The organism is Methylobacterium sp. WL12 (assembly GCF_008039475.1).
Classification (GTDB): Bacteria; Pseudomonadota; Alphaproteobacteria; order Rhizobiales; family Beijerinckiaceae; genus Methylobacterium; species Methylobacterium cerastii.
Genome location: NZ_VRUW01000005.1, coordinates 88,429 through 101,482, shown reverse-complemented (window position 1 = coordinate 101,482; position 13,054 = coordinate 88,429). Strand labels below are relative to the sequence as shown.

Genomic DNA, 13,054 nt, shown 5'->3' with positions numbered 1-13,054 from the left:
CTCCCGGCAAATCCTTGACCGGGCGAGACTATCACGAGGCGGCGTTGCCGCGCGCGGCCTTGATCGCGAACAGCGCCGCCCGCGGGTCGATGCGGCCGTCGTAGAGGGCGCGGCCGGTGATGGCGCCGGCCAGCATCGCGCAATCGGGCTCGAGCAGGCGGTGCACGTCCTCGATCGAGGCGAGGCCGCCCGACGCGATCACCGGGATGCTCACGGCTTCGGCGAGCGCCACCGTCATCTCGATGTTGAGGCCCTTCAGGATGCCGTCGCGGGCGATGTCGGTGTAGATGATCGCCGAGACGCCGGCATCCTCGAACCGGCGGCCGAGGTCTTCCGCCGTCATGCTGGAGGTCTCGGCCCAGCCCGCCACCGCGACGCGCCCGTCCTTGGCGTCGATGCCCACCGCGATCTTGCCCGGATGGCGCCGCGCCGCCTCGTGGACGAAGGCCGGGTCGCGCACGGCCGCCGTGCCGATGATCACCCGGGCGACGCCCTTCTCGAGCCAGCCCTCCAGCGTCCGCATCTCGCGGATGCCGCCGCCGAGCTGCACCGGGATGTCGATCTCGGCCAGGATCGCGTCGACCGCGGCCGCGTTCATCGGCGCGCCGGCGAAGGCGCCGTCGAGGTCGACCACGTGCAGCCAGGAGAAGCCCTGGTCGGCGAAGGCCCGGGCCTGCGCGGCCGGGTCGTCGTTGAACACCACGGCCTGCGCCATGTCGCCCTGCACGAGCCGGACGCAATGTCCTTCCTTGAGATCGATGGCCGGATACAGGATCACGCGGACGCTCGTTTCTTCTGGTCGGTCGATGGAGGACGCGGCATCTACGGACGCCAGCGCAGAAAGTTCGCGAGCAGGGCCAGCCCGAGATGCTGGCTCTTCTCCGGGTGGAATTGCGTGCCGGCGAGGTTGTCGCGCGCCACCATCGCGGTGACGGGACCGCCGTATTCCGCCTCGGCGACGACCTCGTCCGGGCGATCGGCCTTGAGGGCGAAGCTGTGCACGAAGTAGGCGTGCAGCCCGTCCGGCCCGGTGCGGATGCCGTCGAGCAGGGGATGGTCGCGTGCCGGCGCCAGGGTGTTCCAGCCCATGTGCGGGATCTTCAAGGCGGGATCCGACGGCCGGATCGGCCCGACGTCGCCCGAGATCCAGCCGAGGCCGTCCGTGGTCTCGTATTCGAGGCCGCGGGTGGCCATGAGCTGCATGCCGACGCAGATGCCGAGGAACGGGCGCCCCGATCCGATCGCCGCCTCGCCCATCGCCTCCACGAGGCCGGGGACGGCGTCGAGCCCGCGGCGGCAGTCGGCGTAGGCGCCGACGCCGGGGAGTACGATCCGGTCGGCGCGCGCGACCGCATCCGGATCGCCGGTGACGACGATGCGGGTCTCAGGCAGGCCGGCCTCGCGGGCCGCCCGCTCGAAGGCCTTGGCCGCCGAGTGCAGGTTGCCCGACCCGTAATCGATGATCGCGACGGTCTCGGCGCTCACGGTCTCTGTCCCTTGAAGACGCTCACCGGCCGCCCTGCGCCGGGAACAGGCCGATCACCGGCTCGGCCGCGCGGGCGCCGGCGAACCCGGTCGAGGTTCGCACACTCGGCGTGCGGGCGGGGTCGAGCCAGCGCGTCATCGCCTTGGCCTCGGCCTCGTCGGCGTTGAAGGCCACCACCGCGTCGCGCGCAGGCTGGCCGTTGCGGGCGAGCGTCCAGCGCCGGAGCGAGGACGCCTCGAGCCCGATCAGGACCAGGACCAGCAGCGTGATGACGGTGCCGGCCGCCGGCGACAGGCCGAGGCCGTAGCCGACGAGTGCCGTGGCGCCGAGCCCGGCGAGGACGAGCAGGGCGGCGAGCCAGAGGCGGTGATACAGGAACCACAGGACCGAGAAGGCGAAGGCCGTGCCCGAGAACCCGTCCGGCACCAGCTGCGCCCGGTCGAGGTCGTGCGCCTCGCCGGGGCGGGCCTCGTGCGGCAGATGGAGCGTGTAGCTGCGCATCCTCATGGCGACCCTCTTCCTCCCCCGTCACGCCTTCGAACTGGCGCAACCTTCGCGAACGCGCCGGTAACCCTAGAGCGAACCCTGGCCCAGAGCGAACCCCGACCTAAAGCGAACCTTTGGTCGAGGGCACCCGCCCCTCCTCCCGAGGATCGACCGCGACGGCCTTCCGCAAGGCGCGGGCCAGCCCCTTGAAGCAGCTCTCGGCGATGTGGTGGGCGTTGTCGCCGTAGAGCGTCTCGACGTGGAGCGTGATGCCGGCGTTCATGGCGAAGGCCTGGAACCACTCGCGCACCAGTTCGGTGTCGAAGGCGCCGATCTTCTCGACGCGGAACGCGGTGCGGAACACCAGGAACGGCCGGCCCGAGATGTCGATCGCGACGCGGCTCAGCGTCTCGTCCATCGGCATGTGGATGTCGGCGTAGCGCGCGATGCCGCGCTTGTCGCCGAGCGCTTTCGCGAAGGCCTGGCCCAGCGCGATGCCGCAATCCTCCACCGTGTGGTGCTGGTCGACGTGCAGGTCGCCGGTCACCCGGGCCTCGACGTCGAACAGCCCGTGCCGGGCGAAGAGCTCCAGCATGTGGTCGAGGAAGCCGACGCCGGTGGCGATCCCGATCTTGCCGGTGCCGTCGAGGTCGATCGAGACCGAGACGTCGGTCTCCGCCGTCTTCCGGCTGATGCTGGCGCTGCGCATGGGCTTCGTGATTTTTCGTTGGCCGGGCCGACGCGGCCAGCTTTGGTGCCTTCTAGTGCGGAAGCCGTCGCCGGGGAAAGGGGCTGCTCAACCGTTGAGCACGCGCCCCGCCACCGCGTCGAGCTTGGCCAGCAGCTCCGGGTCGCGGTGGGATGGCGCCGTCATGATCGCGCCGTCGAGCGCCCGGTGCGAACCCGCTGGGCAATCCTCGCGGGTCGCCGGCAGGTCGCGGGCGAGCCGCGCCACGAGGCGGGCGGCCTTGTCGGCGTTGGCCCGCGCCACCGCGACGACGGCGGCCACGTCGACCGCGTCGTGACCCGGATGCCAGCAGTCGAAATCGGTGACCATCGCGATGGTGGCGTAGGTGATCTCGGCCTCGCGGGCGAGCTTGGCCTCGGGCATGTTGGTCATGCCGATCACGTCGAACCCTTGCGCCTTGTAGCTCTTCGATTCGGCGAGCGAGGAGAATTGCGGCCCCTCCATGCAGACGTAGGTGCCGCCGCGATGGACGGCGATTCCCTCGGCCTCGGCTGCGTTCGCGATCCGCTTCTGCAGGTTCGGGCCGACCGGGTGGGCGAGCGAGACGTGGGCGACGCAGCCGTTGCCGAAGAACGAGGACGGGCGCCCCACCGTCCGGTCGACGAACTGATCGACGAGCACGAACAGGCCCGGATGCAGCTCGTTGCGGAACGAGCCGCAGGCCGACAGCGAGACGAGGTCGGTGACGCCGGCCCGCTTCATCGCGTCGATGTTGGCGCGGTAGTCGATGCCGGTGGGCGAGAGACGGTGCCCGCGCCCGTGCCGGGCCAGGAACACCACTTTGGTGTCGCCGACGCGCCCGATCCGCAGGGCGTCGGACGGCTCGCCCCAGGGCGAGGCGACCCGCTCCTCGCGCACGCCCTCGAGCCCCGGCAGGTCGTAGACCCCGGACCCGCCCATCACACCGAGCACCGCTGCCGTCATGTCGTTCGTCCGTTGAGACTGGTGGGGTAAGGGATCCGCGACGGAGCTCTCTCTCCCAAGGAGAGAGGGTTGGGGTGAGGGGCGTGATCTCTCCGGAAAGCTCACGCCCCTCATCCTGTCCTTCTCCCCCTGGGAGAAGGGACCCGCGGAGATGTCGGCGAGGTCGAGATCTCCGCGACCCGCTATCACGATCCGCGTGCGGCGCAAAAACGCGAACGGGCCCCGCGAGGGGCCCGTTCGGTCGTCCGTGGATCGATCGCGCGATCAGCCCGCCTTGTGCAGCTCGGGCTGGAGGCCGTGGACCTCGCCGCCGACATCGGCCCAGACGCGCTTCTTGACGTAGTAGAGCAGGCCCGAGAGCAGGATCAGGAACAGGATCACCCGCAGGCCGAGCGCCTTGCGCGCCATCATGTGCGGCTCGGCGGCCCAGGCCATGAAGGCCGCCACGTCGCGGGTGTACTGGTCGACCGTCTCCGGCACGACCGGCTGGCCGGCCTCGTTCTTGGCGTAGGTGACCTGCCCGTCGCTGATCGGGTTCGGCATCGCGATCAGGTGGCCGGGATAGTACTTGTTGTAGTGCACCCCGTCCGGCACCTCGGTGCCCTTCGGGGGCTCCTCATAGCCGTTCAGCACCGCGTGGATGTAGTCCACGCCCTGCTCGGAATAGCCCACGAAGGGGAGCGCATCGGTGATGAACCACGGGAAGCCGCGCTCGAAGGTGCGGGCCTTGGCGAGCACCGAGAAGTCCGGCGGCGCCTTGCCGCCGTTGGCCGCGGCCGCCGCCTGGTCGTTCGGGAAGGGCGGCGGGAACTTGTCGGCCGGCCGACCGGGCCGCTCGAACATCTCGCCCGCGTCGTTGGGGCCGTCCTTGACCTGGTAGGTCGCGGCCAGGGCCTTGACCTGGCTCTCCGAGAAGTCGGGGCCGCCCTCCTCCGCGAGGTTGCGGAAGTCTACGAGCTTCATCGAGTGACAGGCGGAGCAGACCTCCTTGTAGACCTGGAACCCGCGTTGGAGTTGGGCCTGGTCGAACCGGCCGAAGACGCCGGCGTAGCTCCACTTCAGGCGGGGCGGCTGGTTGCCGCCGTGGGCGTCCTCGGCGGAGGCCGCCGAGGAGCCCAGCGGGGCGCCGAGGGAGAGCGCCAGCAGGGAGGTGGCGAGAAGGCTCGAGAGTTTCATCGTCGGTTCCGGTCCTGCCCTCAGCCCTTGGTGGTCGGCGCCGCGGCGGCGCCCGCCGGCATCCCCGACCCGCTCACCTGCTTGCCCGGCCCGGTGACGCTCTCCAGGATCGATCCGGGCAGCGCCTTCGGGGTCTCGATCAGGCCGACGATCGGCATGACGAGAAGGAAGTGGGCGAAGTAGTAGAAGGTGCAGATCTGCGAGGCGATGACGTAGCCGCCCTCCGGCGGCTTGGCGCCGAGCCAGCCGAGGATGACCGTGACCGCGAGGAACAGCCAGAAGAACTGGCGATAGATCGGGCGGTAGTTGCACGAGCGCACCCGCGACGTGTCGAGCCAGGGCGCGAGCGCCAGGATCAGCACCGCTGAGAACATCAGGATGACGCCGCCGAGCTTCGAGGGCACCGCGCGCAGGATCGCGTAGAACGGCAGGAAGTACCATTCAGGCACGATGTGGGCCGGGGTCACGGCGGGGTTGGCCGGGACGTAGTTGTCGGCGTGGCCGAGGTAGTTCGGCTGGTAGAAGATGAACCACGCGAACAGGATCATGAACACCACCACGGCGAACACGTCCTTGATCGTGGCGTAGGGGGTGAAGGGCACCGCGTCCTTCGAGGACTTGATCGGGATGCCGGTCGGGTTGTTCTGGCCGGTGACGTGCAGCGCCCAGACGTGGAGCACCACGACGCCGACGATCATCCACGGCAGCAGGTAGTGCAGCGAGAAGAAGCGGTTGATCGTCGGGTTGCCGACCGAATAGCCGCCCCAGAGCAGGCTCTGGATGGTGTCGCCGACCACGGGGATCGCGGCGAGGATGTTGGTGATGACGGTGGCGCCCCAGAAGCTCATCTGGCCCCACGGCAGGGTGTAGCCGAGGAAGGCGGTGGCCATCATCAGGAGATAGATGATCACGCCGAGGATGTAGAGCACCTCGCGCGGGGCCTTGTACGACCCGTAATACAGCGCCCGGAAGATGTGCACGTAGACGGCGACGAAGAACATCGAAGCGCCGTTGGCGTGGGCGTAGCGCAGCAGCCAGCCATAGTTCACATCGCGCATGATGTGCTCGACGGAGTTGAACGCCTGGGTCGCCGAGGGCTCGTAATGCATGGCGAGCCAGACGCCGGTGACGATCTGGATGCCGAGGAACGCCATCAGGATGGCGCCGAAGGTCCAGAAGTAGTTCAGGTTGCGCGGCACCGGGAAGGCGACGAACGAGGAATGCACCAGCCCGACGATGGGCAGGCGCGCCTCGAACCACTTCGCGACGCGGCTCTTGGGGACGTAGGCGTTGGCGTGAGCGCTCATGGGATGTCCCTCGTGTCTCAGGCCGCGGCCTTGGCTTCCTCGCCGATGCGGATCTTCGCGTCGGTCTGGAAGGAGTAGGGCGGGATCGGAAGGTTGATCGGGGCGGGGCCGCGGCGGACACGGCCGACGGCGTCGAACTGCGAGCCGTGGCAGGGGCAGGCCCAGCCCTCGAAGTTGCCCTGGTGGCCGATCGGCACGCAGCCGAGGTGGGTGCAGTTGCCGTAGACCACGAGCCACTGGTCGTGGCCCTTCTTGACCCGCGCGCCGAAGGGGGCCGGATCGGAAAGCTGGCTCTCTGGAATCGCCTTCATGTCCGTCACCTCTTTCTCGGTGAGCTTGCGGACGAAGATCAGCTTGCCGCGCCAGAACACGTTGACGATCTGGCCGTCGGTGATCGGGGTCAGGTCCACGTCGATCGGCGCGCCGGCGGCGATGGTCGCGGCGTCCGGTGCCATCGAGGCGACGAAGGGCCATGCGACGGCGCCGACGCCGACCGCGAGGCCTGCGCCCGTGGCTAGGAACATGAAGTCGCGGCGGGTTCCGTCCGGGGCGGCTGTGCCGGTGGACGCGGCGGCGGAGGTGTTCGCCAAGGTCGTCAATCTCCCAGTGTGCCGTCGCCCGGTGTCGTGGCGTCGGGCGGGTCGGTGGGGCGCTCCCGAGCGGATGGAATTCCGGGCACACCCGACGCGTCGGGCCGCCCGCGCAGGGTGGACCAGAGCATCATCGTTCTAATCTGTGCAATGCGACCGCACGTCGCCCGAAGTCAAGCCAAGCTGTGCGGTAGGGCGACACGGAGCGGCGTTCCTCGCAACACGGATCGGCGTCCCTATCGTGTCGTCCTACCACGCCGGCGGTAGGGCGGTCAGCCGGCGCCAGCGCGCGGTGAGCAGAACCGCCACCACGAACAGGCCGGCGCAGAAGCCGAGCCAGATCCCGTAGCCCTGCAGCCCCGCGCCCCAGGCCAGCGCCGCGCCGGCGGGCACGCCGACGCCCCAATACCCGCCGACGGCGATCCACATCGGCACCTTCGTGTCCTGCAGGCCGCGCAGCATGCCGAGGGCGACCGACTGCACCCCGTCGGCTACGGCGAACATGGCCGCGAAGCCGAGGAAGCCCACCGCGTAAAGCATCACCGACGCGTTGGCGGGCGCGTCGACGTCGAGGAACAGCCCGATCAGCAGGCGCGGCGCGCCGAGCTGGAGGCTGGCGCAGACCAGCATGAAGCCGAAGCCGAGGCCCAGCGCGACGCAGCCGGCGAGCCGCACTCCGGCGCGGTCGTGCGCACCGTGCCGCAGGCCGATGCGCACGGTGGCGCCCTGCGCGACCCCGTTCGGCACCATGAAGCAGAGCGCCGCGATCTGGATCGCCACCGCGTGCGCGGCGAGCTGCGCCGCGCCGAACAGGCCCATGCCGAGCACCGCCGCCTCGAACAGCCCGGCCTCGGCCAGGCCTGTTCCCGCCATCGGCAGGCCGAGGCGGAACAGGGCGGAGAGCCGCGCCGCATCGAAGCGCCAGACCCTATGGAGCAGCCGGTACTGTCGCAGGCCGCGGTCGCGCAGGATCACCGCGACGAGCACGAGGAGCGTGAAGGACGCCGCGCAGGTGGTGGCGATGCCGACCCCGACCAAGCCCATGCCGAGGCGCCCGGGCCCCTCGAAGGCGAGCCAGATCCCGAGGCCGACGTTGACCGGTAACGCCAACAGGCTGGCGGCCAGCGGCCAGTTCGGGCGTTCCAGCGCCGCGAAGGCGCCGCGCATGACCATGAACAGCAGAGCCGGCCACATCGCCCATTGCAGCGCCCGCATGTAGCGGCCGGCGGCCTCGGCCAGCGCCGGCGGCTCGCCGATCGCTTCGAGCAACGCCTGCGTGTGCCACAGGCCGAGCATCAGCGGGATCGCGACGAGGGTCGCGGCCCAGAAGCCGGCGCGCACGATGCGGCGCACGGCGTCCGAATCGGTGCGGTCGCGCCCGAGCGCCTCCGCGATCAGAGGCGCCACCGCCGAGGTCAGGCCGATGCCGCAGATGAACAGGATGAAGTACAGGCTGGTGGCGAGCGTCGCCGCAGCGAGCTCGGAGGCTCCGAGTCGCCCGAGCATCACCGTGTCGGCGGTGATCAGCCCGTGTTGGGCAAGATTGGTAAAGACGAGGGGGGCGGCGAGCGCGAGCGTCGCGCGCAACTCCGTGATCCAGGGCCGGCGAAACGGGGGCCGTCCCTCAACGGCGGACGCCGCGAGGCCGAATGCCGGCATGTCTTGGTCTCTCGATTTGGACGTTGCTCAGAGCCGACCTTCCCTCCCCCCTTTGCGGGGGAGGGTGGCCCGCGAAGCGGGTCAGGAGAGAGGAGCGCCGTATCCGGAGAGGTTGTTCCCCTCTCCCGACCCTCGCTGACGCGAGGCCCACCCTCCCTCCGCAGCGGGGGAGGAAAGCGCGCGTGATCGACGAGACCTACCCCGGCAACGCGTCGGAAATCTGACGGGCCTCGGGTTTGGGCGCCCGGTCGGGCAGGAAGCCGCCCGATTGCCGCTCCCACAGGCGGGCGTAGAGACCGCCCTGGCCGATCAGCTCGGCATGCGTCCCTTCCTCCACGATGCGGCCCTCGTCGATGACCACGAGGCGGTCGAGCGCCGCGATGGTCGAGAGCCGGTGGGCGATGGCGAGGACGGTCTTGCCCTGCATCAGGGTGTCGAGGCTCTCCTGGATCGCCGCCTCGACCTCGGAGTCCAGCGCCGACGTCGCCTCGTCGAGGATCAGCACCGGGGCGTCCTTGAGGATCACCCGGGCGATGGCGATGCGCTGGCGCTGGCCGCCCGAAAGCTTCACCCCGCGCTCGCCGACCTGGGCGTCGTAGCCGCGCCGGCCTTTGTGATCGACGAGGTCGTGGATGAAGGCGTCGGCATGCGCCAGCTCGGCGGCGCGGGCGACCGCGTCCATGGTCGCGTCGGGGCGGCCGTAGGCGATGTTGTCGCGGATCGAGCGGTGCAGCAACGAGGTGTCCTGGCTGACCATGGCGATGGCGCCGCGCAGCGAATCCTGCGTGACGCGGGCGATGTCCTGGCCGTCGACGGTGATGCGGCCGCTCTCGACGTCGTGCAGGCGCAGCAAGAGCGAGGTAATCGTGGTCTTGCCCGCGCCGCTGACGCCGACGAGGCCGACCTTCTCGCCGGCCCGGATGTGGAGCGACAGGTTCTCGATCACGTTGGCGTCGCCACGCCCGTAATGGAAGCCGACGTTCTCGAAGCGGATGTCGCCGCCCGCGACCTTCAGCACGGCGGCGTCGGGCGCATCGACGAGCCCGTGCGGACGGCTGATCGTTTGCATGCTCTCCTGGATCACGCCGACGTTCTCGAACACGCCGCGCACGGTTTGCATGACCCAGCCCGACATCGCGAGCAGGCGCAGCACCAGGGCGAGGCCGGCGGCGGCCTCCCCCGTCGTCATGCCGCCGCGCTGCCACAGCACGAGGCACAGGCTGCCGGTGGCCAGCAGCAGGGCGCTGTTGAGGATGCCGAGCAGAGTCGTCGTCAGCGTCACCAGCCGGAACTGGTGCAGGTAGGTCCGGGTGTTGCTGTCGATCGCCTCGCGCACGGCGGCGCGCTCCTCGCGGTCGCGGGCGAAGAGCTTGACGGTGAGGATGTTGGTGTAGCTGTCGACCACGCGGCCGACCAGCGCCGAGCGGGTCTCGGCGGTGCGGTGCGACCGTTCGCGGGCGCGGGGCACGAACCACGCCGTCAGCGCGGCGTAGGCCGCGATCCAGACGACGACCGGTAGAGCCAGCCACACCGAGATCGACGAGAACAGCCCGACCGCGGTGATCGCGTAGATCGCCACGTAGAGCAGGGTGTCGATGAACACGACCGCGATCTCGCGCACCGCCGGGCCGACCTGCACGATGCGGTTGGCAAGGCGGCCGGCGAAGTCGCCCTGGAAGTACGAGAGCGAGTGGCCGAGGGTATAAAGGTGGGTGCGCCAGCGGACCTGGTTGGTGGTCTGCGGCACGATGAGCTGGTTCGAGGCGACCTCGTGCAGCCAGATCGTGATTGGCCGCACGACCACGAGGAACAAGGCGGCGAGCGCCAGCCCGAGCCCGTGCTCCTGCAGCAGGGTCGTGCGGTCGGCGCCGTTCATCAGGTCGATGAACCAGCGCATCAGCAGGTAGAGCGAGGCCTCGACCGTGCCCGCCACCACGGCGATGACGAACAGGGCGGCGAGGGCGGCCCGCATCGGCCGCAGGTAGAACGCGGCGAAGCCCAGCACGGTGCTGGGCGGCATCCGCTCCGCGTCGAAGGGCGCGAACGGGTCGATGCGGCGCTCGAGCCAGTCGAGGAACATGGTTTTGCAGGTGCTTTGCGTCGGGGCGGCGTGATCCTCATGTAAGCCCGCCGCGGTCCCGGCCAAGCGGGAGGCGATGCCGCAGCGCGTCGGGGCTGCCATGCGTGGGCGCCGGTCGGCCAGCCTCGCCGAGGCGGATTGGTCGGCGGGGCCGGAGCGGATATCCCCTTCGGCCATGCTCCGCCTCGCGCTCTACCAGCCCGACATCCCACAGAACACCGGCACGCTGCTGCGCATGGCGGCCTGCCTCGGGCTCGCCGTCGAGATCATCGAGCCGGCGGGCTTCGACGTGTCCGACCGGCACCTGCGCCGCTCGGGGCTGGACTACCTCGACCACGTCGCGATCACCCGGCACCGCTCCTGGGCGGCGTTCTCGGCGTGGCGCGTGCAGGAGGGCATCCGCCTGGTGCTCGCCACCACCGCGGGCGCCCTGCCCTACACGGACTTCGCCTTCCGCGACGGCGACTGCGTCCTGATGGGGCGCGAATCGGCCGGCGTCCCCGGGGCGGTCCACGCGGCGGCCGACGCGCGGGTGGTGGTGCCGATCCGAGAGGGCATGCGCTCGCTCAACGTCGCCGTCGCCGCGGCGATGATCTGCGGCGAGGCGATCCGGCAAGGAGCCGGGCAAGGGACCGCGCAAGGGGTCGTCCTAAGGGCTGGTCTCACGCCCTGAACCGCACGCGATGCCCGCCGCACCTCCAGAGGGCGAACGGTCTCCTGCGGCCCGCGCAGGCAGGTGAAGCAGGCGAGAGACGCGGGGCGGCGGAGGATATTTCTGCCGTGACGGCGTGAACCGATCCAGAAAACCAAGGTTTCAGGGGGCAAGACGAGCGAGATTCGCGTCGAGAGGCGCGGGATCATCTTTGCTTGTCGTTCGCTCACCTTTCCACGAAGGAAATAACATATGTTCTATGTCGACAAGCGGCTCCAGTATCCTGTCAAGGTCGAGAGCCCGGACCCGGTCTACGCGCGCATGCTGCAGCAGGCCATCGGCGGCATCGAGGGCGAGATCCGCGTCTGCATGCAGTACTTCTTCCAGGCGTGGGGCTCCCGCGGGCCGACGACGAAGTATCGGGACATGCTCCTCAACACGGCGACCGAGGAGATGGGCCATATCGAGATGCTGGCGACCGCCGTCGCGATGAACCTCGAGAACGCGCCGACCAAGCTTCAGGAGGCGGGCGTCGCCGACAAGGTGGTCGGCGCCGTCATGGGCGGTGAGAACCCACGCCACGTGGTCGAGGGCATGCTGCACCGGCACCTGCTCTCGACCGGCATGGCCGCCTTCCCGGCAAACTGCGAGGGCGTGCCCTTCGACATGAGCCACGTCTACGCGAGCGGGAACCTCGCCGCCGACATGTACTGCAACGTCGCCGCCGAGACGACGGGGCGGGTGCTCGCGGTCCGGCTGTCGAACGCGACCAACGATCCCGGCATGAAGGACATGTGGAGCTTCCTCATCGCACGCGACACGATGCACCAGCAGCAATGGCTCGCGGTGATCGAGGAGCTGGGGGGCTACGAGGGCTCGCTGCCGATCCCGAACAGCTTCCCGCAGAGCGAGGAGCACCAGAAGTACAATTACAGCTTCTTCGCCACCGGCGTCGAAGGCTCCCCGGCCCCCGAGGGGCGCTGGACCAGCGGCCCGTCGCTCGACGGCAAGGGCGTCTACAACGTCGTCCAGAACGCGCCGATGGGCCAGGAGCCGGTGCTCGGCCCGGCACGCCCCGACAGCGGCGCCCAGAGCCAGCAGATCGGCTGATCGCGAACCCCACCGCATCCGGTGGTCGCGGCGCGCGGTCGGCTTCAGGCCGTCGCGCGCGCCGCGAAGACCTCCTTGGCGGCGAACAGGCCGTTGAGGGCGGCCGGGAAGCCGGCATAGACCGCCATCTGCATGATGGTCTCGACGATCTCGTCGCGAGACAGGCCGACGTTCAGCCCCGCCGCGATGTGCACCTTCAGTTGCGGGGCGGCGTTGCCCAGCGTGGTCAGCGCCGCGATCGTGGCGATCTCGCGCGACCGCAGGTCGAGGCCGGGGCGGCTGTATATGTCGCCGAACGGGAACTCGATCAGGTAGCGGGCGAAGTCCGGCGCGATGTCGGCGAGCGCCGCCACCACGTGCTCCCCGCCCTTCCCGTCGATCTCAGCGAGCGCGCGGGCGCCGCGCGCGTAGCGGCTTTCCGTCGTCGGGTTCTGCTGGTCCGTCGTCATCGTTCATCCCTTCGGTGGTGTCGGCATAGCCGGCGATCTTCGTGTCCAGGACCGTCAGGGCCTCCCGCAACGCGGCGACGTGCGCGCGGACCTGCACGCGATGCCGTTCGAGCAGCAGCCTGCGGTCCGGGGCCGTCGCCGGTCCGGCCTGCCGCAGGGCCGCGTATTCGAGCATCGTCCGGATCGGCATGCCGGTGGTCTTGAGGCGGTCGAGGAAGCCGATCCAGGTCAGGATCGACGCGTCGTAGTCCCGATGCCCGGAGGCATCGCGGCCAACGAACGGCAGCAGCCCGATCCGCTCGTAGTAGCGGATGGTGTGGGCCGTCAGCCGAGAGCGTCGCGCGAGTTCGCCGATCCGCATGCACCCCGTGCTCCTGGGACCCTTTG

14 protein-coding genes are annotated in these 13,054 nt (G+C 69.9%); 2 read left to right on the top strand and 12 right to left on the bottom strand.

Going from position 1 to position 13,054, the window contains the following annotated elements:
* Positions 1-31: 31 nt before the first annotated feature.
* From hisA to FV226_RS03850, 10 genes are all read right to left on the bottom strand, one after another.
* Positions 32-778, bottom strand: coding sequence for a 1-(5-phosphoribosyl)-5-[(5-phosphoribosylamino)methylideneamino]imidazole-4-carboxamide isomerase (hisA, locus tag FV226_RS03900; RefSeq protein ID WP_147750562.1), 747 nt, complete (start codon positions 776-778; stop codon positions 32-34).
* A gap of 44 nt (positions 779-822) precedes the next feature.
* Complete coding sequence (gene hisH, locus FV226_RS03895; RefSeq protein WP_147761879.1) at positions 823-1,485, bottom strand: imidazole glycerol phosphate synthase subunit HisH; 663 nt, start codon at positions 1,483-1,485, stop codon at positions 823-825.
* Between the two features lie 22 nt (positions 1,486-1,507).
* A complete protein-coding gene (locus tag FV226_RS03890) occupies positions 1,508-1,987 on the bottom strand; it encodes a DUF2628 domain-containing protein (RefSeq protein WP_147761899.1) in 480 nt (159 codons plus the stop codon).
* Between the two features lie 106 nt (positions 1,988-2,093).
* Positions 2,094-2,681: an imidazoleglycerol-phosphate dehydratase HisB gene (gene hisB, locus FV226_RS03885; protein ID WP_147750560.1), complete on the bottom strand. Its 588-nt coding sequence runs from the start codon at positions 2,679-2,681 to the stop codon at positions 2,094-2,096.
* Between the two features lie 87 nt (positions 2,682-2,768).
* Entirely contained in the window at positions 2,769-3,644 is an 876-nt protein-coding gene (locus FV226_RS03880) for an S-methyl-5'-thioadenosine phosphorylase (protein ID WP_147761878.1), read from the bottom strand.
* A gap of 264 nt (positions 3,645-3,908) precedes the next feature.
* Positions 3,909-4,820, bottom strand: coding sequence for a cytochrome c1 (locus FV226_RS03875; protein ID WP_147761877.1), 912 nt, complete (start codon positions 4,818-4,820; stop codon positions 3,909-3,911).
* A gap of 20 nt (positions 4,821-4,840) precedes the next feature.
* Positions 4,841-6,127: a cytochrome b N-terminal domain-containing protein gene (locus FV226_RS03870; protein ID WP_147750557.1), complete on the bottom strand. Its 1,287-nt coding sequence runs from the start codon at positions 6,125-6,127 to the stop codon at positions 4,841-4,843.
* 17 nt (positions 6,128-6,144) lie between these two features.
* Positions 6,145-6,717 (bottom strand): ubiquinol-cytochrome c reductase iron-sulfur subunit, encoded by a 573-nt coding sequence (gene petA, locus FV226_RS03865; RefSeq protein ID WP_147761876.1) that lies wholly within the window; start codon positions 6,715-6,717, stop codon positions 6,145-6,147.
* A gap of 249 nt (positions 6,718-6,966) precedes the next feature.
* The gene (locus FV226_RS03860; RefSeq protein WP_147761875.1) at positions 6,967-8,376 is read right to left on the bottom strand and encodes an MATE family efflux transporter; all 1,410 of its coding nucleotides are present in this window, start codon (positions 8,374-8,376) and stop codon (positions 6,967-6,969) included.
* Positions 8,377-8,572: 196 nt separating this feature from the next.
* Positions 8,573-10,456, bottom strand: coding sequence for an ABC transporter ATP-binding protein (locus FV226_RS03850; RefSeq protein ID WP_147761898.1), 1,884 nt, complete (start codon positions 10,454-10,456; stop codon positions 8,573-8,575).
* 175 nt (positions 10,457-10,631) lie between these two features.
* Here FV226_RS03850 and FV226_RS03845 point away from each other — a divergent pair, with 175 nt between their 5' ends.
* Positions 10,632-11,129, top strand: a complete 498-nt coding sequence (locus FV226_RS03845; RefSeq protein WP_147750579.1) for a tRNA (cytidine(34)-2'-O)-methyltransferase — start codon at positions 10,632-10,634, stop codon at positions 11,127-11,129.
* Between the two features lie 231 nt (positions 11,130-11,360).
* Positions 11,361-12,218 (top strand): manganese catalase family protein, encoded by an 858-nt coding sequence (locus FV226_RS03840; protein ID WP_147750554.1) that lies wholly within the window; start codon positions 11,361-11,363, stop codon positions 12,216-12,218.
* Between the two features lie 44 nt (positions 12,219-12,262).
* Here FV226_RS03840 and FV226_RS03835 read toward each other — a convergent pair whose 3' ends face one another.
* Together FV226_RS03835 and FV226_RS03830 are read right to left on the bottom strand one after the other, a co-directional pair.
* Complete coding sequence (locus FV226_RS03835) at positions 12,263-12,667, bottom strand: carboxymuconolactone decarboxylase family protein (protein WP_147750553.1); 405 nt, start codon at positions 12,665-12,667, stop codon at positions 12,263-12,265.
* Positions 12,600-13,028, bottom strand: a complete 429-nt coding sequence (locus FV226_RS03830) for a MerR family transcriptional regulator (protein ID WP_147761873.1) — start codon at positions 13,026-13,028, stop codon at positions 12,600-12,602. The genes FV226_RS03835 and FV226_RS03830 overlap by 68 nt, the downstream gene beginning before the upstream one ends.
* Positions 13,029-13,054: the final 26 nt, after the last annotated feature.